Here is a 26,739-nt window from a genome sequence, read left to right on the forward strand (position 1 = left end):
GGCAGCGTTGGCGGTCGTTGCACGGTGTGTGAGTGATCGTCGTCCGTACCGCAGTGATGTGTCCGATGCCCGCTGGGCCCTGATCGAGCCAGTCTTCACCGCCTGGCGGGCGAGACGGACTGGGCCCGGAACGGCAGCCCGGGTGCACGACCTGCGGGAGATCGTCAACGCGATCCTCTATGTCAACCGCACCGGCATCCCGTGGGAGTACCTGCCTCACGACTTCCCGCCGTACAAGACCGTCTACGACTACTACGCCAAGTGGGAAGCCGACGCTGCGGGAGCTGCGGGAGCGGGTCGCCGAGGAACTCGACTACCGGCTGGAGGCGGAGGCCCAGCAGGCCTTCGCCGACGCCTACCGGGACGACGCGGAGATCATCGTGCCGGACGCTGTCGTCTTCACCCGGCGCGTCCTGGTGACCGCATGGCTGGAAGGAGTCCCCCTCTCCGCGATCGTCCGCGACAGCTCGCAGGCCGAGCGCGACCACGCGGGCCTGCGGTACGCCCGCTTCCTGTTCTCCGGGCCCGAACGGGACGGGCGTCTGCACGCCGATCCCCACCCCGGCAACTTCCGGCTGATGGAGGACGGCCGGCTCGGCGTCCTGAACTTCGGCGCCGTCAAGCGGCTGCCGGACGGCTTTCCCCCGGGCGCTCGGCACACTGATCAGGCTGGCTCAGGACGGCGCGTGGAAGGCCGCCGGGAAGATCCTGGTCGAGGAGGGGCATCCTCACGCAGGGCGTTCCGCTCGACCCCGTCGCGCTCGGCTCCTTCCTGCTGCCGCTGGCCGCTCCGGCCGCCGCGGAGACATACCGCTTCAGCCGGGAGTGGCTGCGGGAGGAGGTGGTGCACGCCGTCGACCTGCGCGAGGGCGGACTGCACGCCGGGCAGTCGGCCGATGCCGGTGCCGCTGAGCGACGGCTGGGTGATGTCGTGGATCCACATCGACGACGCCGTGGCCGGCACCCTCGCCGCGCTGAAGGACGGCCGGTCGGGCCAGGCTTACAACATCGTGGACGACCGGCCGGCCTGGTTTGGTGAGGTCGCGGCAGCGGCCCGGCGGGGCCGGCCGGGACTGCGGCTGCCGGGCTGGGCGCTGCGCGCGGCGGTGCCTCGGCGACCTGATGCTGGAGACAACGCTGCGGGTGCTCAACAAGAAGGCCGCCCGTGACCTGGCCTGGACCCCGCGCCACCGGGACCACCGGACCGGGAGGGCCGCGCCCGCACGCTCAGAGCTCCCGCTGGGCGGGTAGGCGGCTCCGGCGGGTTCCGGAACCGCAACTCGCCGATAGGGGCGAACGAGTACGCCACGCCGGGTGATCCCGGGACGGCGACGGTAGGGCGATCCGCAGACCTGGCTACGGGCAGCCAGGCGGGCGATCTTGTAGCGCCGCGGCGACCAGGTCGTGGATGAGGAACTCCCCGGGGGCGCGGTTCTCCTTGAGCCGGTGCAGGTCTTCGGGGCCGAACCAGTCATAGGCGGTGTGCTTGGACCATTCCAGGGCGGGGTGGCCCAGATCGCCGTCGACCTCGACGAGGTAGTCGGCCTCGTGCCGCAACCCGTCGCCGTCGTCGCCGGTCCAGGTAGTGACGCTGAGCAGGCGCCGGACCCGGCGCAGACGCCACCCCGTCTCTTCCCGGACCTCCCGCACAAGCGTGTCCAGCAGGGTCTCGCCGGACTCGACGTGGCCGCCCACGATGTCCCAGCAGTCAGGGAAGAGCCGCCGGTCGGGGCTGCGTTTCTGGGCGAAGGCCCGGCCCTGCTGGTCGAGGATCACCGCTCCCACCGCCCACAGCTCGCCGTCGGAGGGGATGGGCATCTCGATGCCGCTGCTGATGACGACATCCGGGTGCTGGTCTGCTGCCATGGCCCCACTGTAGGGGCGTCTCCGATCACCCTCCTGGCGCGTCGACCGGAGCATGACGGGGCGAGGAGAGGTGTCGGACGGCCAGTGGGAGCGGCTTGAGCCGCTGCTGCCGGCGAGCGCCGGTGCGGCCGCCGGCGCGACCGCCGGCAGGTGACGGGATACTGCACCGGATACGGATACCGACCGGAGTGCCGTGGCGGGGCCTGCCGGAACGGTTCGGCCCCTGGAAGACGGCGTATGAGCGCCACCGGCTGTGGTCGGCCGATGGTACCTGGGAGCGCCTGTTCCGGCAGACCCTGGCCGTCGCCGACGCCGCCGTCGGCATCGACTGGGACATCTCGGTGGACTCCACCGTCATGCGCGCCCACCAGGACGCGGCCGGCGCCCGCCGGACACCGCCCCCGGTCCCCAGCGCTGCAAAGGGGGCACCGGGCCCCGAACATCAGAACAGGACGCGGCGGTTGGGCCCGTTGGCCCGTCTGGCGGCGGTGGTGCGGCGGGCGAGGGCCTGGGCCGCTCGGGCGGCGGGTTCAGTACCAGGCTGCATCTGAGCGCGGACGGCACTTGCCGGCCTCTGTCCCGGGTCGTCACCCCGGGGCAGCGGGCCGACCGCACCCGGTTCGAGCCGGTCATGGAGAAGATCCGGGTACCGCGGACCGGGCCGGGTCGTCCGCGCTGACGCCCGGACAGCGTCAGCGCGGACGAGGCATACAGCAACCGCACCATCCGCGCCTGCCTGCGCCGTCGCGGAATCCGGCACGTCATCCCGGAGAAGAAGGACCACGAGAATACCCGCCTGCGCCGCGGCTCACGAGGCGGCAGGCTGCCGGGCTTTGATCGCGAACGATATAAAAGGAGCAAAACGGTGGAACGGGCCATCAACAAGCTGAAGGCGTTCCGGGCCGTCGCCAGCCACTACGACAAGCGCTGCTACGTCTTCCTCGGCACCGTCACCGTCGCAACCCTGGTCATCCGGCTCCGCACATAATCGCCCGGACACCCGGACACGCTCTAATGGGAGAAGGGCCCAGTCGAGGAGGGGGACCTGGGGGTGATACTGGCGGGCTCTCGTATTCAACTGTCGCGACCGAGGAGTCCAACCGGCTGGAGACACTGTGTGATCTCCAGCGGCGTACGGCTCAAGGGCCCGTTGCCCTCCGTCACCGACCACGGCCAGGGACCTTCGACTCCGCTGATAGATTTCTGCGGTGAGCGAGCAACTGCCCAGCGGCGGCATCGAGCTGTCACCCGACGAGATCGAAGCCCTCCACGTCAGGTGGTCATCCTGCTGGACCCCGAGTGAGGTCGCGCAGCGGCTGGCGGGGATCAGCACGCCCTGGTATGTGGCCGCGGGCTGGGCGCTGGACTTGTTCCGCAGCACGCAGACCCGCCCTCATGGAGACATCGAGATTGCGATTCCGGCCGCGAGCTTTCCCGAGGTCCGCCACCGCTTCCCCGGATACGTCTTCGACGCTGTAGGCAGCGGCCGGATCTGGGAGGACGCCACACCGGAGGTGCTGGCCGCCGTGCACCAGACATGGCTCCGCGATCCGGCCGCCGGAAACTACCTGCTCGACGTGTTCCGCGAACCGCACGACGGCGACACCTGGATCTGCCGACGCGATGAAACGATCCGGCTTCCCTACAGCGACATCGTCCATCACACCCCGGACGGCATCCCGTATCTGGCGCCCGAACTGGTCCTGCTGTTCAAGGCCAAGCACGCCCGCCGGAAGGATCAAACAGACTTCGAGGCGACCGTCCCGCACATGACCTCGGCTCAACGCGAGACCCTGGCCGAACTACTCGCCCGCGTACACCCGGGACACCCCTGGATCGCGGGCCTGTAGCCAGCGCTCTACCGGTGAGCTTGCTGCGCCTCGAACATGGCGATGGCGAGCTCAGCGGCCGACTCGCTCCCTGAACCAAGGAAAGCCAGCGGTCATTTCATGTATGCCAGGACAACCTTTGCGCACGGCACAGCTGCACCAGCTGCAGAAGGTGCTGATGGGCTCTTCAATTGTCCTGGCAATTGCGGCAGAATTTCGGAGATTTCCCAAACCGCTTCCTCGGTTTTTTCCTGTCTGAAGGTCTTTGCCAGTGGCTGTAACACCGAGAACCTTAAGCCCTGGGTGAAGTGCGAAAAAGGCCGCAAGGGCAGCTGATCGCACGCATCCGACAAGGTCGTCGGCGTCCTGCGCGTGCTCTGAACACCCCGGCCTGCAGCGCCGCCGAGCGCGGTACGGACGGACCGATAGCTGAGCCAAGCCGAGGCGTCCGACCGACGCGTGGAGGAGGCGAAGAGCGCCGGAAGGGGCCAGCGCCCGAACTGGAACGACCTCGCGCCCGCCGAGTACCAGCGGCAGCTCCAGGCGTACGTACAGACTCCCCAGTACAAGGCGGCCGACCGCGAACTGCGCGTCGCCGTGGCCCTGAGCAAGGCACACGACGCCGCCCTGCTGCGCTCGGCCCACAGGCTGCTCGCCCGGTACGCGGCCGGAAGGCAGGTACCCCGTCGGCTGCCGCAGCCGCGCATCCTGCCCGGGGGCTACGTGCCGCAATGGTGGATGAACACCATCAACGCCACGTACGCCGGCATGTGGCGAGCGATCCCGTCGACCGGACCGGAGCTCCAGCTCGGCGGCCCGGACGACCCGATGGTGCAGGAAGTTGCGAAGCAGGCACGTCTGCTGCAGGCCAGCCGCGTCGGCTACCGCAAGCGCGGCACCCTGTACGAGGCGTACGTCCCCGACGGCACACCCTTCGGAGGGCGCTCGGTGCCGCTGATCCGCGGCCTGGGCCCGGAGGCGGGCCGCCGCGCCAACCTTGCCCTTGGCCGTGGCAGTGGCATGCGCGTCCAGCCCGGCCGGGACGAAGAGTTCGACCAGCTGCACACCGACTACTTCGCCGTCTGGGACCGATCCCGCGCCTACGCGGCGGCCGTCCTCGCCCTGCTGCGAGCCCGCACCTGAAGCCGCCCGTTCGAACGAAGTCGCCCTTTTCCACGTGCTTCCAACCGTCGGATCAGGTGCGTAACCGGGCCAGCACCTAGGTGTATTGATCACGAGCGTTGTTGACGCTGGCCGTACGGGTTCGACCTGATCCGGGGGTTTGCTCCGGCGTCGGGATGATGCCCGCATAGGTGAACGGCCACCGGCTGATCTTCGAGGTGTCGAAGCCCGAAGGAGATCAGCACGATGACCGCACCTGACAGTCTGCTCCTGCACGCTCTCGTGGAAGACAACCTCGCCGCGGCGAGTCCCGATCTGCTGCGCGCGATGGTCAAGACGTTCGCCGACGTCCTCATGTCCGCCGAGGCCGACGCCCTCTGCAACGCCCAATACGGGCAGGTCAGCGACGAGCGAGTCAATCACCGCAACGGCTATCGACCGCGCGAGTGGGACCCCCGCGCCGGCACCGTCGAACTCGCCATCCCCAAGCTCAGGTCCGGCAGTTACTTCCCGCACTGGCTACTGGAACGACGACGCCGGGCCGAGCAGAGAAGGATGTGTGGCCGCAGGCGGTAAGACAGCGAGCAGACCGCTGCCCACCTGGCCGGCCGACCCGTCCCCGAACTGCCGCAGGAGGACGACGAGCAGGACCTCCTCGACCGCAACGAAGCCGCCGCCGAGCTAGGCATCACTCCCAAGACCTGGGACGACTACAAGACACACCCCCAGATCGCCCCCCACCTGACCAAGGTCAAGGGCGTGGAGCACTGCCCGCGCGGCATCGTGCAGGCCTTCCGCACCGGCAAGGACGCCAGCACCGACGCCGGACCCAAGGGCCGGCCGAAGGGCAGCGGGGACATGGTGCCGCGCGACGAGATCTCCGCCGGGGTCGGCGACCCGCTCGACGAGGACCCGGCGGTGACCCTCGCAACCGTCCAGGAGCGCGTCGGCCTGTCCTACGCCGCAGCCGCGCGCGCCCTGCCCCGGCTACGCGGAGAGCGGATCGCCGACCTGGTGCAGGCCGAACCGGACCTGACACCCGAGGAGGCCGCCACGCGTCTCGGCTACCCGACCGCGGTGCAGCGCACAGCCCTGGCCAGCGCCGCCACCGAACTGCGCGCCCGCCAGGTCCAGCCGTACCTGCAGCGCGTCGCCGACGTCCTGGCCGGCGCAGGCCTGGCCCAGGCGCAGGACGTCCAGGTGCAGCGCCTGGAGGGCGACGTGCTCGCCGCGGCCGTGGCGCTGAGCGGATCCGGCGCGCCCGCCCTCGTGTGGGACGAGCGCTACGGCTGGCGTACCGCGGTCAGCCCGCCACCGGATCGGCAAGGAGACCGGCACCCCGCCGGAGGGCGAAGGCATCCGCTACCTCAGCGAGCACCAGCAGCCCGAACCCTCCGAGCTGCTGGCCGCGCTCACCGACCACCGGCACGGCACCAGGCATCCCAAGACCGTCCACCCGGCCGGAGGCACCCTGCAGGGCTGACCCGCAGGCAGGAAAACGCGTGACACGACAACCTCGGCCTGCGGTCCGGACATCGTTTCGGTGTCCGGGCCGCTTCACGTAGCCAGTGTCGGCTGGCGTGCCAATTCGCCTTCGCGTACTGGACGCAGGAGGTCCGCCGACGGCACAAACTCCCGCTCCATCCCAGCGACGCCGAGGTCATCACCCGCCAGCAGGACCACCTGCGACGCGAATCGCTGCACTGGTTTAGCGAAGACGGCCGGCCCCGCTCCACCCGCATGGCGCTGTTCCCCACCCCTCGCCGCTCCTGTGTCAACGCACTCGGCGAGCTTCCGTACGACAGCAGCACGATCGGCTACTGGCTTCAGACCTGGCTCGACCAGTTCGCCGTAACCGACGAGCACGGCAAGCCCTTCGACCCGGCATGGGTGTTCCCCTTTGTGTGTGGCGTGATCGGTTTGCGGGATGCGCCGGGGCGTACGCCGGAGCCAGTGCGCCTGGCGTGCATGCTGCGGGCGCGCCGTGTACCAACCGGCGTTCGGGTGAGGTCCGTGTGCCCGAGTGTGCGCACTGGTTGGCCGTGGGACAGCTCTGGCAGGCCGCCGCTGGTACTGCTGCGGCGAACGGGAAGGCTGATGAGAGGCCGGATCGATGAGACCCGGCACCGCAGTGACGGGTGCACATCGTGCCGGTCGTCTTGACCTCCATCTGGGAGACGACGTGACCGACGGCAGGACAGCCGGCTTGCAGACCCTGATCTCCTTCGCCGGTCGCCATGCCGCGATGTTTACCCGCAAGGACACCCGGGCCGTACCCACCCCGGCGCGGCGGACGCTCGGCACCGGCCGCCCGCCGCCCTCACCGACCGCGGCCCCGCCCGCCGAGTTTGCCGCGCAGCAGGCAGAGGCCCGGCCGGGCGCGTTGCGGTGGTTGCGCGCGGTGACGGCCTCTTCTTCTCTGTTCAGGGACTACCGACAGGTGGAGAGGACGGTGGCGCCCGGCTCGTCCCAACTGGCTGCGGGAGCACCGGCCGGGCGGCGTATGTTGCTGGTGGCCCGGGTGTACGGGTATCCGCCGGACCACAACGCCGGTTCGGAGTGGATGCTGCACTCGATGCTGCGTCCCCTGGCCGAGCGCGGGCACCGGGTGGAGGTCTGGCTGTCCCACCCCGGCAAGCGTGAGAAGGCTTATGAGATCGACGGGGTGCGGGTGGTGCCGTTCCAGGAGGGCCTTGAGTTCTCCGCCCGTGCCCGCTGTGCGGATGTGCTGGTGTCCCACTACGAGAACGTGCCTCTGGTGGCAGGTCTCGCGCGGGACGGCCGGATTCCGATGGCGGTGATCTGCCACGACAACTTCCCCGCGACGTTCCACAACGCCGCGGGAGCCGACCTGGTTGTCTACAACAGCGAGTGGATCCGCCGGGACGGGGAGATCTTCTACGCCCGCTACCCTGCCGAGTTCCTACCCCAGCGCAGCATCGTGGTGCGCCCGCCGGTGATCGCCGACGAGTACCGTACGCGGCCCGGTGACTGCGCGACCTTGGTCAACCTGAACGCGGACAAGGGCGGTGAGCTGTTCTGGCAGATCGCCGCTTGGACGCCCCAGTGGAAGTTCCTCGGCGTGCGCGGGGCTTACGGCCAGCAGGTCATGCCGCCGCCCAGCCTGCCGAACTGCGAGGTCCTGGACTCGGTCCCCGGCCAGCGGATGCGCGAACACGTCTACGCCCGCTCCCGGGTGATACTCATGCCGAGCCTGTACGAGTCGTGGGGGCGGGTGGCGGTGGAGGCATTCGCCTCCGGCATCCCCGTGATCGCCCACCCCACCCCCGGCCTCGTCGAATCACTGGGCCAAGCCGGCATCTTCGCCTACCGCGACGACCCCAACGCCTGGATCAACGCCCTCGCCTCCTTGCAGGACCCCGACAACTGGGCCCGCGCCTCCCGCCGGGCCCTGGCCCGCTCCGAGGAACTGAGCGCCGCGCCCGACCTCGGCCTGTGGTGCGACGCCGTCGAAACTCTGGCGCGACCCCCCCGGCGCAGCACCCGCCGCGGGCACGTGACCCGCACGGTCGTGGACACAGGCGAGATGAACCACAGCCCCGGCAGCGACACCGCGGCTACCAGGGGGTGAGCCCTACGACCATGTTCCCCGGCGTCTTGGGGCCGCGACAGCGGACCTGGTGGTGCCTGGCCCGGAGACAACCGGTCAAGGGCGCACTCATGTGAGGCGGGAAGCCGGGGCGGTCACCCCCTCTACCACCTTCAGTTCGGTGGAGGACGATTCGATGCCGCCCACCCGAAAGGCCAGATGAGCAGATCCAGTCGCCGCGGCGGTGGTAGCCGTCACGGCGGCCCATACGACGGAAACCGGGTGCTGCTGCGAGAGGCCGAGGTCCACATTCCGGCAGGTCAGAGTCTGCGCGTCATCCGAGAGTTCCGCGTCATATTTCTGTTCTGCCGCCCACGAAGCCGAGCTCACGGTCAACTCGTGTCTGGTTCCGCGCTCGGGATGGAACGCCAGGCCGGCTCCCGGGGGGAGCGTCACGGTGATGGTCTGCGGAGGAACTGGGCCGTCCCCGCGGACTTCCACCCCCGGGTACCTGAGGCCGCCCTGCACCAGCTCCACCGGCGACCCTCCCGGCTCCACGGAGAACCGGGGCCCTCCGGTGACCGTGGCACTCAGCCGGACAACCGGCCGACGGCCCACCAGCAACTGCCCGTCGTGGTAGGTGCCAGGATCCACCGCGGCAACCGCTTTGACCGGGACCGTATAGATCAGCGGGCCCTTGTCCCAGGCGCAGGTGTTGAGATGCAGGTTGCTGGTGACGACCATGACACCACGGTCGCGTTCGAACCAGCTGCCCAAGCTCCCTTCCCGCGCGTCGTCTCCGTTGTAGGAGTAGGTGGGCCACTCGGCGAAAGTGAAGCCGGTGGGCGCGGTGAACCTCTGCACGACGTTCCCGGCGTCGACGGCCCACCCCGTGCGGCAGGCGGTGATCTCCAAAGTGAGGTCAGCGGTCTCGCCGAGACTGGCCTGCGGGACCTTCACCTGGCGGATCATCAAGCTCCGCTCAGGGGCAGCCGCGACCTTCCGTACCCGACCGTCACTGGTTCCGCAGGCGATGTACAGGTTGCCGTACGGGTCTAGCGCCAGCGCCTGGGGGTCTCTCAGCTGTGCCTCCGTTGCCTGCCCACCATCCCCGCCGTGCTCTCTCCGCCCCGTGCCTGCAAACGTCGTGATGTTGCCTTTCGGGTCCACCTTCCGCACCCGCTCGCGCCTCCATTCGGCGACGTACAGACTCCCGTCGACGTCCCACGCCAGCGCGTTGGGTTCCTCCAGCTGGGTATCGGTGGCCAGTTTGCCTTCGCCGGCTTCATTTCCGCCACCTGCAAACGTCGTGATGATGCCGTGCCTGTCCACCTTCCGCACCCGATTGTTGCCATAATCGGCGATGTACAGGTTGTCCTTCTCATCCACACACAGGTCGCCGGGCTCTTTGAGTCTGGCGGAGGTTGCACACTCCGTGTCACCGGCGAAGCCGCCCTCATCTGTCCTGCCTGCCACTGTGGTGATGCGGCCTTCGTTGGGCGGCACCCTCCTTACCCGGTGCCTGCCCTTTTCTGAGATGTACAAATTCCCCTTGGAGTCAAACGCCAGGCCCTTCGGGTCGTTCAGGTCGTCGACCACTGTGGTGATCTTGCCCTCAGGGCTCACCTTCCGCACGCGGGAGCCTTCGGCGATGTACAGGCTCCCCTGGGCGTCAAGCGCGAGCGCCCGGGGCATGCTGAGCTGGGCAGCCGTCGCGAGCTTGCCGTCACCTCCGGAACCGTTCGTCCCGTCTCCGGCCCACGTGAACCTCTTGCCGTCCGGAGTTACCTTCCATACCTTGTGGTCGTTTGTTGCACAGATGAAGAGGGTGCCGTCACTGGCGCTCACCATCCCAAGTGGATGGTTGAACCTGGCGTCGACGGTGGATCCGCCACTGCTGCCCTCCGATTCGGTGATGGTCACCGTAGTGATCACACCTTCCACAGTCGTTGCCGCATGCTGACCGTTCGGCGAGGCTGGGATTGCCACCGGCATGTTCATCTCAGTGAAGTCGACACTCTGAGTCACCATGGAAACTCCTGTCCCGGTTGCGCGATACGAGGGGCCGTGGAAGGTCTCGCACAGCCACACTCGTTGAAAGCGGCACGAAACTGCCGCTCCATCCGAAAAGGGGACGCCGAAGGAACAAAAGGTCGCCACATCCCCTGCGAGCATCGTCCTTCAGAACCTCACAGTCCGCATCCGTAGGGGAATGCCCCCGGATTTCGTCAAGTTGATGGTCGAACGACTTCGGTTCGTCCGGGTCCAGTCGTACGAGCAGCCACGCAGCTTTTCGCCAGTCGCCCGGCCGACGGCGGACAGGCCGCTGGGTCCGGGTCTGCCCAGCGATGGGGTCCGTCCACGTCCGAAGCGTCTTGGAGAGTCGGCTCCTGCCTCTCCGGCCGGTGCGCCGGGATCCAGGAGACCGCCCCCTTCAGCCGCCCACCAGGCACGTACAAACGCTGTGGCCACGGTCAGACACGGCAGATCTCAGCACAGGGCTTTGGCGTGTGCGCGGAGGCCGCTGGTTGCGATAGCACGCCGTGGCGGAGCAACGCGGCGCGCGGACACCTGTCGGTCACCCCATCGACTGATAGGTCAGACGCACCATGACCTGCGGAAAGTGAGCCGAGCGGTGCACAGAAGGAACCGTACGTCGAATCCCTGGAGTGCTCGCGCTTTGTCCTGCTGGACGAGTGCCCCGCAAATTCAGAGAGTTGGTTCCTCGCGAGGACATTCGAAGCACTGCTCTCCAGGGTGCGCGCGGGGTGGTGTCCTTCGCTGATCCTGTGCCCCGACGCAGCGACAGCGGGACCCTGATCGCGGTGGGGCACGTCGGGACGATCTAGCTGGCTTATGCGGGTGCGGACATGTTCAACGAGCGGTGAAGGCGGTGTCCGCCTTAACCATCAGGACATGCCTGCATTTCACTGGCTGGAGGGAGCGCTGCTGCGGTCATCACAATGAGTGACAGTCTGAGGGATGCTTGCGCACATCCGCGTGCCGTTCGTTTCTGTGAGCGGAGTGCAGTCAGATGCCGGCTCGCCGACCTGGGATGGATCCAGTAAGGGAGTCGGTAGCAGGCCGGCGAGAACTGCAGGGCCTGCGGCCCCCGTGATCGGCACCGAGTTGACCGCGTCGGTCCATGCGCTGGCCCGCATGACTAGGGTGCTTCTGAGGGCTCTTGAAACCCTCTCTCGCCCGAAACGAATGCGTCCGACGAGGCAACAGCACCCAGCCGGTTGATCGATTGGCTTGGCGGGGGCGTCTCAACCAAGAGCCGGCAGAAGCGCCCTAGGGGCATGCCACGGCACGCTTGGCGGGGACGCGCAAGAAGTGGGACCTTAGAAGGGAGAGGTCAGAGCAGCGAGCCACCGACCGGCGTGTGTGCCGGTGCGGTGTGTGGACTCGGTCCCACTACCGTCTAGGGCGACGATGCAGTTCCATTGGGTATTGGAGGAATCCAGCCATGCCCGATTTCTCAGTGGCACCCAATGATTATCCCAGTTGCCATCGGTGCCGATCGCCACTGAGCGACGCGGAACCCGTAACTTCAGAGAAGTACGGGGAAGGGGAGCGTTGCACTCTCTGTGGTTGGATAAATCTACGTCCGAGTGAAGAGATGTCACTAAGGAGGATGCTTGGACCATTCTCCGACATTCCATATGAAACACAGCTCTCCTCTCCAGGTGCAGCGGCAGCCCTGATGGGGACACTGCGAAGCAGTCTTGTTTGCAGACTCCAAGCAGAGGTATATCGGGCGCCACGAGATGCCTTGACTTGGCTTATGGCTTGCATTGTAGACCTTTATGATCTTGATGTATTGTACAATTTCAGCGATCGAGGCTCCCGAACCATCCAACTAATCTACGCTATTCTGCAGCGTTTTTTCGGGCCGCTAAACATACTTGCACCACCAACCGAGCTCTCGTCTTTCTGGCTGACGGAAGCAGGGAATTGCATCAACACCTGCATTAATCTATCGATATTCATCCGAGAGGTCGAGTTGGGGGGATCAGTCAGATTCTCCGGCGACGATATATACGTATCATTCCCCCCGGAGGGCGACTGGGCTGGTGAAATCAACGCCAATATCGACTCCAGTCCCAAGCCTCCTTTCTCTCTAGGGGATGATCACCCTACAGTACAGACGATCGAGAGAGAGCTCTTCGACTTTTCTGTAACCGATGCAATCGGCACACTTGCCGATGTTGAAACCGCGAGAAAGTTTACGCGAGTAAAGAACGAAGCAGGGCTCCTAATCTTTGACCTGGGAGAGCAAAGTAAGCCAGCTTTCCGGCGCATGGCAGACCATTTGACTCTGACGGGCGAGCGCATGAGGACGCATGCTATCCCCTCATTCTTTTTTGCGGCAGGCGGCAAAATGAATCGAACCCAGGTGCAGATGATTTGCGAATCCACAGAAATGGAATGGCTCACATGTGCACCATTGCTTGCTGGGTGCTACTGGGACGGCGACCAACGCTGCCCCTGTGCGGTTACTACCGACTATCTACTTTATCGGGCTGCCGTAAAAGCCGTTTACGCCACATCCTTCCGAACCGACACTGCCATTCGAGCAGCCAAAGCACGTAGCCGGACACAGGGGAAGAAGATCGCTAAAATAGCAAGCAAGATCAATGCAGATCTGGAACTTGCAGTCGCAGCGAGCTTTTTCAAGGCGGGGATGACCGCCAAGCACTCTCTGGAAAAGAGACTGGACGGGACGCCACTGCCTTGCGGACAAGTGGACGATATTGCGTACGCGGAGGGACTGCATCAGCATCCGATCGTATTGGTATGCGAGGTGAAAGACAACGATTTCTCGCTCTATAAGGATTTCGGCGCAAGGGAAACTATAGAATTGATGGAGAAAGCTCGATCCCAAGCGGTGACCAAAGCCCAATGGATCTCGGATCACTGGGGGGAAGTGGCCCAATTGGTGAAGGCGCCAGATACTGTGAGGCCTACTTTCCTGGCCCTGGTTGTTACGAGGAGAACCCCACTACCGGTCCCCGGTAGCGGTACAGCATTCATTGCTATCGCTGAAATCGGTTCAATTGTTCACGGTGTGCTTTCAAAACCTGCATGTTCATGGCGACCAGATTTGAGGTCTGCGATACTGCAAGGCGAAGTCCATGATCACTCTCAATAGCCAATTCCAGGGAAGTGCTGTTACTTGGCTCGCCGTATCGAGCCTAGTTGGCGCCTTGGTTGGTGCCACCGTGAAGTTCGCATTCGAAGATCTACTGCGCCCTTGGGCCGGCGTGCACTATGAAACCCGGAAGATATTGAACCGCTACTCGACTCCTCTGGCTAGATCTGCGGAGTCACTTGAACGGCGTATAAATCTTCTTGTTCGGAACGAAGAAAAGAATTGGCTCCGTGAAGACGAGTACACGCTGCTAAGTAGTCTATATGCATTCGGCGAGTATCTCTGTTGGATTCGAATAATCGAGCGAGAGTTTGGCTTCCTGCCGTTCGAGGTGTCACGCCGTGGCCGGTTGCTTAACCATCAAATGCATGGCATTTTCCGCGCCCTTACGAGTCACGGTTACTTCAAGAGTTGCGAGGATCAGGATGCGGTTGGGCGTTCGGCGGTGCCTCGCTTGATGCTCTCTGCTGTGGGTGAAGCTATGATAAAGGATAGTTCTCCATTGCGGCCAATCGACTTCACTGAATTTGTGATTCGCTACCGTGTGGATGATCAGTTCTCGCGCTGGTTCAAAGAATTGTCGGACGTGATTACAGCCGCTCACCCTGAAAATCCATTGAATTGGGATCGAATTATTGCGGCGGGAGCGCACCTGAGGGTCCTCATTCGGCTTCTTGATCCCAAAGGTGTCATGGTTGAGAAGCGGGCGATTGTGAACCTGGAACGAGCCTCGGAAGAAGTCAGGCAGTCGATTGAGCGAGAATTCCCGGAATTCCTACCACAGAAGCCCAGCAATCACGCTGGCCGTCTGCATCCGACATGGCAACGAGCAAGAGTTCCTAAGGTAGGACGTTAGCAGGCACCTCGGTCTGCGCGGATCGGCAGATAACTCCAATTGCTACGGGGGTTCACATTTAACACTGCAGGTCGGGCGTTGAGCCGTTTATGGCTGGGGCCGTCACGTTTGATGAGGTCCACCGCTGGGCGGCCGGATCGGCGAGGAGGTCACCTTTTCCGCCCCAAGCCCGCCGTGGCCCGCCCGACGCTGGAGCGGGAGGTTGCCGCCAAGGTTTGCTCGGATTCAGTGCTGACGGCTGCGGTGGGCCGCGAGGTCGGTTACGCGAGCATGCTTCTGGACCTGGCTTCGTACTTCCTCGTATTCGAGAGTCAGTTGACGAAGGGCTTCGGCGTAGATTCCGAGGCAGCGACGGAGTTGGGTGTTCTCACGGCGGAGGGCGGCAATGGTGTCGTCAGACGTGGTCTTGCACTTGGAGTCTCCTTCCGGCTTCGGGCTCTGCTGCGGGGCCGGTCAGGCGCTGCGGGGCGGGGTTGAGGATGATGTCGCCCAGCTGTTCGCCGCGGGCGATGGCCTGCTCGGCCTCCACCTCGTGCCGGAACCCTGATGCCGAGGTGCCGGGGTATCCTCCGAACATTTGCACAGAGTGGTGCCGGTACTGGATGGCCCCGGCGATGGTGCCCCCGGGTTGCCGGGCGATGGTCCACGCCAGGGTGCGCCGGAACTGCTTGGTCACAAGCCGCCAGTCGTTGCCGTTGACCTTCGGGATGCCATCGTCCCGTCCGTGCTCGGCGCAGTATTCGTTGACCCAACTCACGAGCCTGGCCATGCCTTCGATGGTGGCGCTGACGCCCATGACGGAATTGCTGCTGGAACCGGTGTCGCCGCTGCGGTGGGCAGGGGGCTGGGCGAAGAGCATGTCCTGGCCGGGCGGCTGCAGCCGCTCCAGAACGCGGACAGCGGTAGCCACGGAGGCGCTGACGACCCAGGTGGCCTCGGTGCCGGACGGGGTGTCCTCGCCTTTGAATGCCTGGCTGGTGACCTTGTACCGCACGGGGTGGCCGTCCTCGTCGCGCATGACGGACAGGCAGCCGCGCTTCATGTGCTTGATCTCCGCCTCGCGCATCCCGGACAGGTAGGCGACCACGATGTAGCAGGCGGTCTGGAGGCGGTTGGTGAAGCGGGTGACGTCGTCGTAGCGGATGCCGCGCAGCCAGGGCTGGCCGTCGAGCCGGCCGCGGATCTCGGTGGTCATGTAGGTGGAGTCGTCCAGGCCGAGTTCGTCGATCGCCTCAGCGATCATCGACCAGAACGGATGCTCGGGCACGTCAACCTGCTGGTGCCCGAAGTGGAGGACCTAGGTTCTGTCTGACAAATGATCAACGCCGACAGCGCCGTGACCCAGATCAATGGCCTTGCTGCGGTGGCGCTGAACCAGCGATGCTGGGGCGGTGCCAGGACAGCGGAAGAGGAAACGTCAGCAGCAGGACGCGAGGCGGCAGGCTGCACTTGGCACCAGTCCCGGCGCGGGTCACTGGCAGGTGATCTTCGAGACCCAGGACGAGTCGAAGTGGCATGCTCACCTGCGTCAACTGCGTGCCGAGCCGGAGCGGATCGACTGGGCGATGACTCGGATCGACACCCTCTGTGGGCGCCTCGTGCAGCCGACCACCTATCGGTTGAGTGTGTTCGTACTCGACCCCGCGTGCGATCCCAGCCGCAACCAGCCTCATCATTGATCTTGTGGTGGGTCGCGGTGAGTTGACGGATGTGGCATGGGATCGGATAGCGCCGCTCTTGCCGGGCATGGATGGCCGGGTCGTCCATGGCGTGATCATCGGCAGGTGATCAACGGCGTGTTGTGGCGTCTGCGGACGGGCGCCCCACGGCGTGATCTGCCAGAACGCTATGGACCGTGGCAGACGGTCTATGAGCGGTTCGCCCGCTGGGAGGCGGACAGGACCTGGGACCGCCTGCTCGAGCGAGTCCAGGTCCGGGACGACTCCGTCGGTGCGGTGGAATGGACGGTTTCAGTCGACTCCACCATCAATCGAGCCCACCAGCACGCTGCCGGGGCCCGCAAAAAAGGGCGACGACGGGGGACGAACTGGAAGATCCGGCACGTTCGGCGGCTGGCCAGGCGCTCGGCCGATCCCGCGGCGGACTGACAACAAAGGTCCATCTCGCCTGCGATGGCCGAGGCTTGCCCCTGGTCATCGTCGTCACCCCAGGCAACGTCAATGACTCCAGCGTCTTCGACACAGTCTTGGACACGCTGCGAGTTCCCCGGACCGGCGTCGGTCGGCCACGTCGCAGGCCGGATGCGGTCGTTGCTGACAAGGCGTACTCAACGCGGGCGATCCGCCAGGGCCTACGGCATCGGGGGAACCGAGCGGTCATCCCGGAACGGGCTGACCAGAAAGCGAACCGAGCGCGCCGCGGATCCGCCGGCGGCAGGTCGCCCGCCTTCGACCACGAGCAGTACAAGGCCCGGAACGTGGTCGAGCGCTGCTTCAATCGGCTCAAGCAGTTCCGGGCGATAGCGACTCGTTTCGACAAACTCGCCGTCCGCTATCGGGCCGGACTCCGCCTCGCCGCACTCATCCTGTGGCTCCGCGAGCCCGGCCGTGATCATTTGTCAGACACCCCCTAGCCGACGAGGCGGCGGCGCCAGGCCAGTGGGGTGACGGTGATGGCCCGGCCGGGGTCACGGTCCCATTCGGCGTGGAGGCCGGCGGCTTCGAGGGCAGCCACGACCTCGTGGCCGATGGCTGCGGTGGTCTCGGACGAGCCGTCGAAGCCGCCATAAAGGAGCATGAGTCCGTGGCCGGCTGCGGCGGCATCTGTGCACTGGGTGTGGAAGTAGACGTAGCCGCGGGCGTCGGGCTCGCCTTCACCGCCGATCTCGGACTGGCCGCAGCTACGGCAACAGGTGAAGTTCTCGCGGGCCGTGATGCCGGCCTCCCGCAGGGCGGTGAACGCGCGGGTGAGCCGCTCAGGGTCGGTCTCGCCTTGCCACTTGGCTTGCTCCGCGACGCCCTCCAGCCACAACCGATCAGCCAGGGCTTGTGCCTGCTCGCGCGAAACGGGTCGGCGGTCCCCGGTGACCAGGTACTCCTCAGCAAGCTCGGCCAGTTCGGCACGGGAGGCGTAGCCGCCGACCAGCACCTCGCGGACGCGTTTTTCCAACCCCTCGAGCTCGTCTTCATCGAGGTCGAGCGGCGGCACTTCCTGGGTGGGCCCCATGTCCAGCAGCGACCAAGCCAGAGCACTGCCCCATCCGGCCTCCTGGCGTGCCCAGCCGGTAATCGCCGCAATGACGCCCTCGGGCCTGTCGGCCGTCGCCTGGAAGTGCCGATCAGCGGCACCGTCCCGGTGCTCCAACGTGTAGTCACCACCGGCCTGGTGCCAGACCTGGGCGAAGACGTCAGGCAGGTCAGGTATCCGCTGGACCACCAGGAACTGGTCACCGTCACCGCCGATGCGCCGAACCAGCCCGGCCAGCTCCTCGGCGGACACGCGGACGTGCCGCTCCCAGTTCTCCGTCTCCACCACGATCTCGAGCATGCACAGACTCTGACACTCCCCTCTGACGGCGGACCTCTCCGGACCCTCGATGTCACTGCACGGTGACAGCTGGACCAGCTCTGGTCCTGGGTGGTTGGCCAAGGTTTGACGACAGCCTCTAGGACTGCGCCCGAGTACGCGAAAGAAAAGCACCCACCCGGGTGCCGCTCCAGGCCGGGCCGGACCACCGTGGCGGGGGGCGACCACGGGCCCGACCGTGAGGCCGACCATGCTCGGCCCGACTCCCCGACCATGGGGCCGGACGGGGCGTGTCCGAAGTGACAGCAAATTCGAACAAGTGATCCAATGTCGGTGTGGACGTGACCGATTTCCCCGACGACCTGGTGCAGACGCAAGCCGCCTGGAACGCGACCTACCAAGCGCTCGCCGCACCCCGCCCTCGCGATACCACCGCCCTGCGCCGCCGCCTGCTGCTCCTGTCCGTGCGGCTGTGGTGGCATCCCTACTGGGAGACCGTCCCCTCGGCGCCGGCGCCTGCGCCGGCGGCACGGTCCGAGCTGCGCCAGCTGTCCCGCGTCCACGGCGCCGCCCGGGCCGCGTGACCGGTCGGCCCGGGCGGCCAGGAGCACGAGGTTGCGGCAAGGGTCGCGCCTATCTGTTGCGCTGGGGGTTGCGCCAGGTGTTGCGCGGCCCGCAGGACTGTCCCGTGTCCGCGCAGGTCACCACGCTGTTTTGCCGTGGTCGGCCTGCTGACATCCCCGTTGCGGCTGCTCTGCCCATGTCCCTTGGCTGGTGTGAAGGAGGAAGGGACGGGCGGGATGGGCGGCGCGGCCGCGGCCGGGGATCGGGACGCTCAGGCGGTTGTGCGTCGGCCGGGGCCGCCGCCTCGCCGCCGTCAGCCCGGCGGCGGAGCCGGGACGGAAGTCTCCGGCGCCCTGGTGATGTCCTCCCGGTGCTGAGGCCCACCAAGGGGTGAGGCCGGGGATGCGGGTCGGGGCCGACGAGGTCAGGAATCCTTCGCGAACGCGCTGGCGTGGTTGGCGGCCCACTGGTGAAGCGTTCTGGGGGCCGTCCTGAGGATGTCGGCCACCGCAGTGGTGACGTACGCGGGCTGGCCGACCGCCACGCTCCACGCGGTGAGCAGCATGTCGACGACCGAGCTGGGCGTACCCTCCGACAGGCGCCGGAACTCGTCTGGCGTCATGTATCCGTCCTGATAGAGCGTCCGGGCCGCGACGGCTGCGACGTCGCGGTCGTCGACCGGCGCGGTCTCGGCGGCGCCGTAAGGGCACCGGACGACCTCGCCCGCCCGATCGCGGGCGCCCACCAGGCCAGCGAGTTCGATGCGCGCATCCCCGGCCGGATGATCGTCGACTCGAGTCCGGTGGCCGCGATGAGCCGCTCGATGTCGGCGTGCAGCACGGCCATGGGATGGGGTCGCTGGAAGAAGGGCTGCGGCGTCTGGTGCGGGGAGGAGCGGAAAACGACCCGCCGCACGTGGGTCGGGAGCCGCTCCACGACTTCGGCGGCGGTCCGAGGCGGAGCGGTCCAGACGAGAAAGACCGCGCCAGCGCCCTTCAACGCCGGTCGAGCGACTCGGGCACTCGGGCACGGTCAGGTCGCCGGTGAAGACCTCGACGGTCGCCGGCAGCGTCGCTGCCGCCTCGGAATGATGAGCCAGGGCGTGGAGCGGCATGCCCGCGTCCCGGAGCTGCGGCGACCTGCGGGCCTGCGAGTGCTGCGCGGGCCTGTACGGCGCCCCGCAGAAGCCGGCGTGAGCACAGACGAACCGTCGTCCCCGGCGCTCTCGACGCCTGGACGGACGCCGACTGGGCCGACTACCGGGCCCGTATCGAGGACGGCGAGGGCAGCGCTGCCGCGATCGACGCCGGCAACCGGCACCGCAGGAAGCGGCAGCCCGGGGAGCTGGCTGGCCAGCCCACCGAAACGTCCCAGGCCTTGCGGTGACACACGCGCCCCGGCCGCCGCCTCGCCCTGCACTGAGCAAGCTCGGGCTGGCGACCCGACATGCGTGCCGGGGCTGGTGAGTAGGGCAGGGTGAAGCCGAGTTCACAGTCATCTCACCGAACGGCAGCAGGGCGTCCAGCGCTCGGCGTACGCCTCCGCCCCGGTAGGGGCCGGTTCACCGATGGCTGGTAGCTTCGGGGCACGTCACGCGGATGGGGTGTTCAGGGTGGACACGCAGGGGGCTCAAAGGCACCGCCACCAGCAGCGGGTGCGCGCCGGCGGCGGTGCGATGTTCAGGCGCCACCGCGAGCACGGCAGTTGGCGGCTCACCGCCGACGGCCTGGACCACGATGCGGCGTTGGCGGTGCTGCGCAAACGGCGTTCGTCGGTCGGCGCATGGCCGGCCTGCCGTGTCGGCTCGGGCGGCTCGATCGCGCTCAACGCGCCGGGCCGCAATCAGGCCGCCAAGTTCCGTGGCCGGCTTGACGTGGTGCCGGATCCGCACGGGGGCGGCAGCGCACTGGTGGTCTCCGGAGTGATGCTGGAGACCATGAACGGGATCATGCTTGCGCCGTTGTTCGGCTGCGTGACACTGGTGATGCTCGCGATCTTCCTCCTCGGGGCGCTGACGGTCACGATCCCGCCGCTGGTGATCGGCCTGGGGGCGACGCCGCTGATGGGTGCGCTGACCGTGTTCTTCGTGCGCGGCCGCGGCCGGGCGTACGACCTCGACGCCCACCGGCTCTATCGCGACCTGCACAAGCTCCTGGAGCCTTTGCACCCGGAGCCGCTTGGGGACTCCCGGCGGCTGGAGGGGCCCTGACGGACAGCGCGGCGGCCGACCCGGTCGGCGATGTCGCCTGCGAACTCCGACCAGGGTGGCCCATGGCGGCGATGTCGACGACCTCGCGCCTGGCGGTCGTGTTCGAGGCCGCCGACGTCACCCTGAGCAAGCTCGGGTCGGCCTGAGGGGTGGCCGGTGCGGCGCGGCGGGCTGAAGCCGAGCCTCGGTCGCGGTGGAGGTCCGGCCGAGACTGGTGGCAGATCCCTGAAAGCCCCCACTACTGCTGGTCAAAGCCGCTGACTCGTAGACATGATGGGGTCGTTGGTGTCGTACGACGTACGGACTCCCCCATAGCTCTGCCCTCGCTCAGTCCCGAACAGCGCCGGGCCGCTCTCGAGAAGGCCGCCGCCGCGCACAAGGAGCGGGCCGAGGCGAAGGATGCCCTCAAGCACGGGAGGATGTCTCTCGCCGAGGTACTGGCCAGCGGCTCCGATGCCATCCGCAAGATGACGGTCCGCGCCCTGCTCGAATCCATCCCCGACATTGCGACGTCCCGTCCGCTACCGATGCCCCGGCCAAGGCCCAGGGCTGAGTACGGGTACTCATGCCCGGCCCGGCCGTCCTGGTGGACAGTGACGGTCGGGCCGGGCGTACAACACGGAGAGGCGAGTGTCGATGAGAGGCGGACAAGCATGAGGGCTTTCGCGCGGCGTGCCGCCGGCTCGAAGAGCGTGTGGGGATCGCTGGCGGTGGTCGTCCTGCTTGCCGTGTCGGCCTGTGCCACGACCCCGGACCGTGCCGTCAGTGACAAGCAGCTGCGCAAGCTCGGGGAGAGCGGCCAGGCGGTGCAGGCCCGGCAGCGGGCGGAGCAACAACTCCGGGACGTGGCGCAGGCGTACGCGGACCGCACGCCCCTGTCGCTCGGCCTGATCGTGGTACACGACGTGTGCGTGCCGGGATCGGGACCGCGCTGGTTCTTCCAGCAGAAGACCGACAACTACAAGATCGCCTGCTCGATGCACGTCACCGCCTACTACGGCGCCGACCCCAGGCACATGGCCGACACCCTCGACGCGATCCTGACCGCGGGCGACCACGACCGGTCCGGGCCGGCCGGATCCGCAAGTCCCATACCGTTCAGGCACGACGACCACGGCAAGCGACTCGTCGCCTACTACCGGGGGCACGGCCCGAACCCCCAGGGCCCCAATGCCCCGGAACCGACCATGATGGCCATCTCCGGACAGATACTGACCTGGGACACGACACGCGGCGGCGCCCCGGCCCGGCTGGTCGAGGAGCTCTACGCCGACCTTGTCGACGATCCGCCGGTGTCCCGTGTGGTACGCGACCCGAAGACCGCCACGGTCGCCGCCATCCGGAAACGGTACGGCCTGGTATTCAAGCTGGAACTCCGCTACAGCCACTACTACGCGGTGCTCAAGAACGGTCGCACCCGCACGGAGTGACGTCCCTGCCGGTCGCGCACGGCTCCGTACGGGTGTCACGCCCCCGTCGAGCAGGACGTGTCCAGCGCTCCGGTGCCCAGCAGGCGCTCCTCGTACACTGCCTCTCGCCCGCCATGCCCCTCGCCCACCAGAAGGAGTTGAGACCGTGCCCAGCCTGCCACCCCGGGACCTGGACACCCCGGGCAGGTTCTCGCGCTGGACCCTGGCGAAGCCGAGCAGACCCGTTCCAGCACCGAGAGGGTGAGGCAGGCGGGACGGCCACGGGCACCGCAGGGCCTGCGAAAAGGCTTCCGCTGACGACGGCGATGGTCCTACAGTCTGAGCCCATGATCCCCAACGGCGTTCCGCTGCCCCCGACGGTCTACCCGCTCGCCAAGGGACGTGTGTGGGCCATGCTGGCCGGCTCTGTGGTCTTCGTCGCTGTGGGCATCGTTCTCCTGGTCGCCCACAGCACAGTGAAGATGACGGTGGCGGGGGCACTGGCCGTGCTCTTCTTCGGGTTCTGCGCGGTGCTCATCATCCAGCGCCTGCTGCGCGACCGACCGGAGCTGGTGCTGGACGACGCGGGAGTGGACCATGTGAGGCTGGGCCGGTTCGGCTGGGACGAGATAGCCGCAGTGCGGATACGCGAGCAGCGGGTACGCAACACCTCGCAGCGGTTCATCGAGCTGGTCCTCCACGACCCGGACGCCTATCTGGCCCGTGCACCCAAGCTCGTCCGCAGCACCGCGTCCATGAACGCACGACTCGGCTTCGGTCCGGCCAACATGGCCACGAACACCCTGCCGGTGCCGCCCGAGGCAGTCCTGGACGCGATGCGGCGCCACCGCCCCGGACTCTCGGTACAGAACTGAGCCACGGCACTGAGGACGGCGGCGGGCGCAGTCGCCCGCTGAAACGGCGGCCGCAGCTCCGACGCAGTGCGGACCGGATCCGGCGACATGGACGACAAGCTCGCCGGTCGGCCGGCAGCAGACCGTCATCCAGACCCGCGACATCCACGGCGGTATGGGGGAGATGGCGGTTTGCGCGGCGAAGCGTTGGCCGTCGGCTCTGTGCCCGCCGGGACGGTGCGTCAGAGCATGGCGAGCCGGTCCACCAGCAGCTCCACCCTCGTCTCGGTGTACTCCGGCGGCAGCCGTCCCGACCGGGTCAGTGTCGCCACGCCGTGCAGGGACGCCCAGAACACCTCGGTGAACAGCCCCGGGTCGACGCCGTCCCCGGCGACCTCGCCCAGGCACTCCAGCAGCGCGGCGAAGGCGTCCTTGAGAGGTTGCGGGGTGTCCTCCTGCGCGTAGGCGAGACCGCCGTCGAGCTGGAAGAGGGCGTCGTAGACCGCCGGGTTGCGTGCGGCGAAGTCGAGATAGGCGCGGGCGAGGGCGGCGATCCGCTCGCGCGGGCCGTCCGCGGCGGCGGTCGCGGCCCGCACCGCAACGGCCATCTCGGTGGCGCCCTGGAGGGCGACGGCGCCGATGATCTCGCGCTTGCCGCGGAAGTGGCTGTAGAGGACGGGTTGGCTGTATTCGATGCGCTCGGCGAGCCGGCGGGTGGTGACCGCGTCCCAGCCCTGCTGCTCGGCTAGTTCGCGGGCCGTCGCCACGATGAGGCGCTCGCGCTCCGCCCGTTCGCGCTGCTTGCGTTCCTGTACCGACATGATTCGATCCTAGCATTGCTAGACAATCGAGCGGCAGCAGTACTAGCGTTGCCTCATCGGCTAGCAACGCTAGATGCCCGGGAGGGTCATCATGCTCAACGCACTCGAGATCGTCACCACCGTGGTCGTCGGCGTGATGGTGGGGGTGGAGTTCTCCGTCCTCTTCGTCATCAACCCGATCCTCAACGCCCTCCCGGAGGACAGTGGCCAGCTCGGCCACGCCCACGGGGGCCGGATGCTCGGCGCCGTGATGCCGGTCTGGTACATCGGCTCGCTCGTCCTCGTCGGCATCTGGGCCCTTGCCGGACGGCACTACCACGGCACCGGCCTCGTCGTCACCGCCGGCGCGCTGCTGCTCCTCAGCGTGGTCATGTCGGTCCTCCTGCTCGTCCCGATCAACAACCGGAACAAGACGTGGACCCCCGAGAACCGGCCCGAGGACTGGAAGGAGCAGCTGAACCGCTGGTTGCGCTGGCACTACGTCCGCGTCGCCGTGATCATCGGCGCCTTCGCCCTGCTGGTCACCGCCCTCACCTGAGCCCACGCTCACCCGCCCGGTCGCCGGCCGCAACCGCTCGGCCGCGCGCCCGAAGTGCGGCACCGCCACCGCCACTGCCATCCAGGACGCGGACACCAACACCTTCGGACTCCGCTGGTATCCGCAGGATGCGGGCCGCCAGCGCGAACCCGGCCGAGCGCGCCACGCCGGCGCCGATCCCGCCCCTTGCGTGTGTGACGCCGCCGAGGCCGCGCTCCGGCGGGCCGGATGCCAGGAGCTCACTCCTCGGCCCATGCCCGCAGCTTCACCGGATTGCGCACCGCCCAGATCCTCGTGATCCGATCCTCCGCGATGTCGAACGCGTACACCGCCGTCGTCTCCCCGCCGATCCGCACCATCAGGCCCGGGCGGCCGTTCACCAGCCGTTCCACCAGGGTGGCCGACCCGCGCAGGTGTCGCGCCACCCCGACGATGAACCGGGCGATCTCGGTGGCGCCGTGGACGGGGTGGAGGGCGGTGGGCGCCAGGCCGCCGCCGTCGGCGGTGAAGACGGCCGCAGGGTCGAGGAGGGTGATCAGGGCATTGACGTCGTGGGACTGCCAGGCCTGTTTGAAGTCGTGGACCAGCTCGGCCTGGGTGGCGGGGGAGAAGCCCGCCTCCGCGGCGGCCGGGCGGGCGGCGCGGACCCGGCGGCGGGCGGCCGAGGCCAGCTCGCGGCACGCGGCCGGGGTCCGGCCGGTGACGGTGGCGACCTCGGCGAAGGAGTAGTCGAAGACGTCGTGCAGGATCAGCGCGACCCGCTGAGCCGGGGTCATCGCCTCCAGGACCACCAGGAACGCCATGCTCACCGACTCGTCCAAGGTCACCCGGTCCGCCGGGTCGGTGGCCTCATCGCCGACGCCGGTGCCGGGGCCGGCCGCGCCCGGCCGGGCAACCCCGCCCAGCCACTCGGCCCGGCCCGGTACCGGCTCCGGGATCCACTCCCCGACATAGCGCTCCCGCCGGGCCCGCGCCGAACCGAGCAGGTCCAGACAGACGCGGCCGGCCACCCGGGTCAGCCACGCGCCTGGCGACTCGATCGCCTTCTGCTGCTCCCGTGACATCGCGTACCAGCGCGCGTACGTCTCCTGCACCGCGTCTTCGGCTTCGGCGAGCGAGCCGAGCAGACGGTAGGCGAGGTTGAGGAGGTGGCGGCGCTCGCTGATGATCACGTCGAAAGCGGGGTCGGTCGCGCCAGTCGAGTCAGTCATGCCTGTCCGACGATACAGCGGTCGCAAATGTCAGGCAGGCACCGCGCCTGACATTCCGGCGGGGTGCGTCGTCATACCGGTCGGAGGGGGTCACCCTCCGGGCACAGCGCAGCAGCAACCGTGTGACAGAAGAGGGTTGACGATGCTCAAGATCGGAATCATTCTCGCCAGTGTCCGTGACGGCCGCCGGGGCGAGCAGGTCGCGCAGTGGGTGGCGGAGGCGGCCGCGCGCCGGACCGACGCCGAGTTCGAGCTGGTCGACCTGCTCGACCATCCGCTCCCGCATCTGGAGACGGAGAAGCCGGCGTTGCTGGCCCGTGGCGCCTACGAGGACGAGCGGACGCTGGCATGGGCGGCCGCGATCGCTCCGTGCGACGGCTACGTGATCGTGACGCCGGAGTACAACCACTCGATGCCCGGCTCGCTGAAGAACGCGATCGACCACCTGTACGTGGAGTGGAACGACAAGGCGGTCGGGTTCGTCTCGTACGGCGTCGACGGCGGGGTGCGGTCGGTCGCGCAACTGCGGCAGCTGTGTGGGGTGCTGCAACTGGCGGACGTGGCGGAGCAGGTCTCGCTGACGCTGGAAGGCGACTTCGAGGATCGCACGGTGTTCAAGCCGAGGGAGTCGAGCGCCAGGATGCTGGACATGATGCTGGACGGCGTCGTGAAGTGGAGCGAGGCACTGGCGCCGCTACGCGGGGTGGGCACCACGGCGGGCCCGTCGGCGGCCGAGACCGGGCAGTCCGAGATCCGAGACCGGATCGCCGAGATCATCCACGGTATACAGGCCAAGAACCTCGACGCCCTGCGCCGGATCTACGCGCCCGACGTCATCTCCTTCGACGTGGAGCCGCCGCTCCAGCACGTCGGCGTGGACGCCAAGCTGAAGAACTGGGCCAAGGTCTTCACGGTCTTCCAGGATGTCTCGTACGAACTGCGGGACCTGGCCGTCGAGGTCGGCGGTGACATCGCCTTCGCGCACGCCTTCGGCCGGCTCAGCGGCACCCTGGCCACCGGGGACCGGACCGACGGCATCTGGGCGCGTGGGACGTTCTGCTTCCGGCGGATCGACGGCGACTGGCTGATCGTGCACGACCAGGCCTCGGTGCCGGTCGATGTGCTGTCCGGACGCTCGGCGGCCGACCTCGAACCCTGATGGGTCGAGTCCGGACGGTGGTTGGTGCGACGCATTCGTCGCGGCGTTCGACTGGGAGCTGCCGTCATGGGAGCTTCCGTCAGCCGAGTGGCGCGCCAGGACCCGGCCCG

21 protein-coding genes and 5 pseudogenes are annotated in these 26,739 nt (G+C 67.5%); 19 read left to right on the plus strand and 7 right to left on the minus strand.

Going from position 1 to position 26,739, the window contains the following annotated elements:
- Window positions 1–28: 28 nt before the first annotated feature.
- Both ABB07_RS38755 and ABB07_RS38760 read left to right on the plus strand, forming a co-directional pair.
- Window positions 29–265: pseudogene (locus ABB07_RS38755) on the plus strand (transposase); the annotation flags it as partial.
- Window positions 180–1,169 (plus strand): AarF/UbiB family protein, encoded by a 990-nt coding sequence (locus tag ABB07_RS38760; RefSeq protein ID WP_208903100.1) that lies wholly within the window; start codon window positions 180–182, stop codon window positions 1,167–1,169. The pseudogene ABB07_RS38755 and the gene ABB07_RS38760, both read left to right, overlap by 86 nt.
- Before the next feature lie 187 nt (window positions 1,170–1,356).
- Here the strand turns inward: ABB07_RS38760 and ABB07_RS38765 are convergent, their stop codons facing one another.
- On the minus strand, window positions 1,357–1,866 hold the full coding sequence (locus ABB07_RS38765; RefSeq protein WP_208903101.1) for an NUDIX hydrolase: 510 nt from the start codon (window positions 1,864–1,866) through the stop codon (window positions 1,357–1,359).
- A 52-nt stretch (window positions 1,867–1,918) separates the two neighbouring features.
- Between ABB07_RS38765 and ABB07_RS38770 the strand changes: the two are divergent.
- The 6 genes and pseudogenes from ABB07_RS38770 to ABB07_RS38795 all read left to right on the plus strand — a co-directional run bounded on the left by ABB07_RS38770 (window position 1,919) and on the right by ABB07_RS38795 (window position 8,409).
- A pseudogene (locus ABB07_RS38770) lies at window positions 1,919–2,854 on the plus strand (IS5 family transposase).
- 220 nt (window positions 2,855–3,074) lie between these two features.
- The gene (locus tag ABB07_RS38775; RefSeq protein ID WP_208903102.1) at window positions 3,075–3,716 is read left to right on the plus strand and encodes a nucleotidyltransferase domain-containing protein; all 642 of its coding nucleotides are present in this window, start codon (window positions 3,075–3,077) and stop codon (window positions 3,714–3,716) included.
- A gap of 438 nt (window positions 3,717–4,154) precedes the next feature.
- Complete coding sequence (locus ABB07_RS38780) at window positions 4,155–4,838, plus strand: hypothetical protein (RefSeq protein WP_208903103.1); 684 nt, start codon at window positions 4,155–4,157, stop codon at window positions 4,836–4,838.
- Between the two features lie 225 nt (window positions 4,839–5,063).
- Window positions 5,064–5,366 (plus strand): annotated as a pseudogene (locus tag ABB07_RS38785) (transposase); the annotation flags it as partial.
- A 210-nt stretch (window positions 5,367–5,576) separates the two neighbouring features.
- Window positions 5,577–6,323: a DUF6292 family protein gene (locus ABB07_RS38790; RefSeq protein ID WP_244189685.1), complete on the plus strand. Its 747-nt coding sequence runs from the start codon at window positions 5,577–5,579 to the stop codon at window positions 6,321–6,323.
- 700 nt (window positions 6,324–7,023) lie between these two features.
- Entirely contained in the window at window positions 7,024–8,409 is a 1,386-nt protein-coding gene (locus tag ABB07_RS38795; RefSeq protein ID WP_341845916.1) for a glycosyltransferase family 4 protein, read from the plus strand.
- 87 nt (window positions 8,410–8,496) lie between these two features.
- On the opposite strand, the gene ABB07_RS38800 is transcribed toward ABB07_RS38795, so the two are convergent.
- The gene (locus tag ABB07_RS38800; RefSeq protein ID WP_208903104.1) at window positions 8,497–10,398 is read right to left on the minus strand and encodes an NHL domain-containing protein; all 1,902 of its coding nucleotides are present in this window, start codon (window positions 10,396–10,398) and stop codon (window positions 8,497–8,499) included.
- Window positions 10,399–12,190: 1,792 nt separating this feature from the next.
- Between ABB07_RS38800 and ABB07_RS38805 the strand changes: the two genes are divergently transcribed.
- Window positions 12,191–13,522: a hypothetical protein gene (locus ABB07_RS38805; protein ID WP_208903105.1), complete on the plus strand. Its 1,332-nt coding sequence runs from the start codon at window positions 12,191–12,193 to the stop codon at window positions 13,520–13,522.
- Complete coding sequence (locus ABB07_RS38810; protein WP_208903106.1) at window positions 13,506–14,378, plus strand: hypothetical protein; 873 nt, start codon at window positions 13,506–13,508, stop codon at window positions 14,376–14,378. Before ABB07_RS38805 ends, ABB07_RS38810 begins: the two co-directional genes overlap by 17 nt.
- A 394-nt stretch (window positions 14,379–14,772) precedes the next feature.
- Here ABB07_RS38810 and ABB07_RS38815 read toward each other — a convergent pair whose 3' ends face one another.
- A complete protein-coding gene (locus ABB07_RS38815) occupies window positions 14,773–15,645 on the minus strand; it encodes a hypothetical protein (RefSeq protein WP_208903107.1) in 873 nt (290 codons plus the stop codon).
- Window positions 15,646–15,859: 214 nt separating this feature from the next.
- On the opposite strand from ABB07_RS38815, the gene ABB07_RS38820 reads away from it, so the two are divergent.
- Both ABB07_RS38820 and ABB07_RS38825 read left to right on the plus strand, forming a co-directional pair.
- Window positions 15,860–16,057 (plus strand): hypothetical protein, encoded by a 198-nt coding sequence (locus ABB07_RS38820; protein ID WP_244189686.1) that lies wholly within the window; start codon window positions 15,860–15,862, stop codon window positions 16,055–16,057.
- Window positions 16,058–16,064: 7 nt separating this feature from the next.
- A pseudogene (locus ABB07_RS38825) lies at window positions 16,065–16,971 on the plus strand (IS5 family transposase).
- Here the strand turns inward: ABB07_RS38825 and ABB07_RS38830 are convergent.
- Window positions 16,968–17,885: a DUF6891 domain-containing protein gene (locus tag ABB07_RS38830; RefSeq protein ID WP_208903109.1), complete on the minus strand. Its 918-nt coding sequence runs from the start codon at window positions 17,883–17,885 to the stop codon at window positions 16,968–16,970. The pseudogene ABB07_RS38825 and the gene ABB07_RS38830 overlap by 4 nt on opposite strands.
- Window positions 17,886–18,199: 314 nt before the next feature.
- Here ABB07_RS38830 and ABB07_RS38835 point away from each other — a divergent pair, with 314 nt between their 5' ends.
- Window positions 18,200–18,448, plus strand: coding sequence for a hypothetical protein (locus tag ABB07_RS38835; RefSeq protein ID WP_208903110.1), 249 nt, complete (start codon window positions 18,200–18,202; stop codon window positions 18,446–18,448).
- Window positions 18,449–18,852: 404 nt separating this feature from the next.
- Here ABB07_RS38835 and ABB07_RS41300 read toward each other — a convergent pair whose 3' ends face one another.
- The gene (locus tag ABB07_RS41300; RefSeq protein WP_244189687.1) at window positions 18,853–19,173 is read right to left on the minus strand and encodes a hypothetical protein; all 321 of its coding nucleotides are present in this window, start codon (window positions 19,171–19,173) and stop codon (window positions 18,853–18,855) included.
- 867 nt (window positions 19,174–20,040) lie between these two features.
- On the opposite strand from ABB07_RS41300, the gene ABB07_RS38845 reads away from it, so the two are divergent.
- From ABB07_RS38845 to ABB07_RS38855, 4 genes and pseudogenes are all read left to right on the plus strand, one after another.
- Window positions 20,041–20,637 carry a hypothetical protein gene (locus tag ABB07_RS38845; RefSeq protein WP_208903111.1) on the plus strand — a complete coding sequence of 199 codons (597 nt, stop codon included), beginning with the start codon at window positions 20,041–20,043 and terminating at the stop codon, window positions 20,635–20,637.
- A 311-nt stretch (window positions 20,638–20,948) separates the two neighbouring features.
- Window positions 20,949–21,155: pseudogene (mihF, locus tag ABB07_RS41305) on the plus strand (integration host factor, actinobacterial type); the annotation flags it as partial.
- A gap of 135 nt (window positions 21,156–21,290) precedes the next feature.
- A complete protein-coding gene (locus ABB07_RS38850; RefSeq protein ID WP_208903112.1) occupies window positions 21,291–22,067 on the plus strand; it encodes a hypothetical protein in 777 nt (258 codons plus the stop codon).
- A 326-nt stretch (window positions 22,068–22,393) separates the two neighbouring features.
- Window positions 22,394–22,921, plus strand: coding sequence for an STM3941 family protein (locus ABB07_RS38855; protein ID WP_244189688.1), 528 nt, complete (start codon window positions 22,394–22,396; stop codon window positions 22,919–22,921).
- A 221-nt stretch (window positions 22,922–23,142) separates the two neighbouring features.
- Here ABB07_RS38855 and ABB07_RS38860 read toward each other — a convergent pair whose 3' ends face one another.
- Window positions 23,143–23,721 (minus strand): TetR/AcrR family transcriptional regulator, encoded by a 579-nt coding sequence (locus ABB07_RS38860; protein WP_208903113.1) that lies wholly within the window; start codon window positions 23,719–23,721, stop codon window positions 23,143–23,145.
- 91 nt (window positions 23,722–23,812) lie between these two features.
- On the opposite strand from ABB07_RS38860, the gene ABB07_RS38865 reads away from it, so the two are divergent.
- Window positions 23,813–24,259, plus strand: a complete 447-nt coding sequence (locus tag ABB07_RS38865) for an anthrone oxygenase family protein (protein ID WP_208903114.1) — start codon at window positions 23,813–23,815, stop codon at window positions 24,257–24,259.
- A 239-nt stretch (window positions 24,260–24,498) separates the two neighbouring features.
- Here the strand turns inward: ABB07_RS38865 and sigJ are convergent, their stop codons facing one another.
- Window positions 24,499–25,470 (minus strand): RNA polymerase sigma factor SigJ, encoded by a 972-nt coding sequence (gene sigJ / locus ABB07_RS38870; protein WP_208903115.1) that lies wholly within the window; start codon window positions 25,468–25,470, stop codon window positions 24,499–24,501.
- A 142-nt stretch (window positions 25,471–25,612) separates the two neighbouring features.
- Between sigJ and ABB07_RS41630 the strand changes: the two genes are divergently transcribed.
- Window positions 25,613–26,629: an NAD(P)H-dependent oxidoreductase gene (locus ABB07_RS41630; RefSeq protein WP_208903116.1), complete on the plus strand. Its 1,017-nt coding sequence runs from the start codon at window positions 25,613–25,615 to the stop codon at window positions 26,627–26,629.
- The last annotated feature ends 110 nt before the right edge of the window (window positions 26,630–26,739 follow it).

Origin of the sequence: Streptomyces incarnatus, assembly GCF_001027185.1 — a bacterium.
GTDB classification, from domain to species: Bacteria; Actinomycetota; Actinomycetes; order Streptomycetales; family Streptomycetaceae; genus Streptomyces; species Streptomyces puniciscabiei.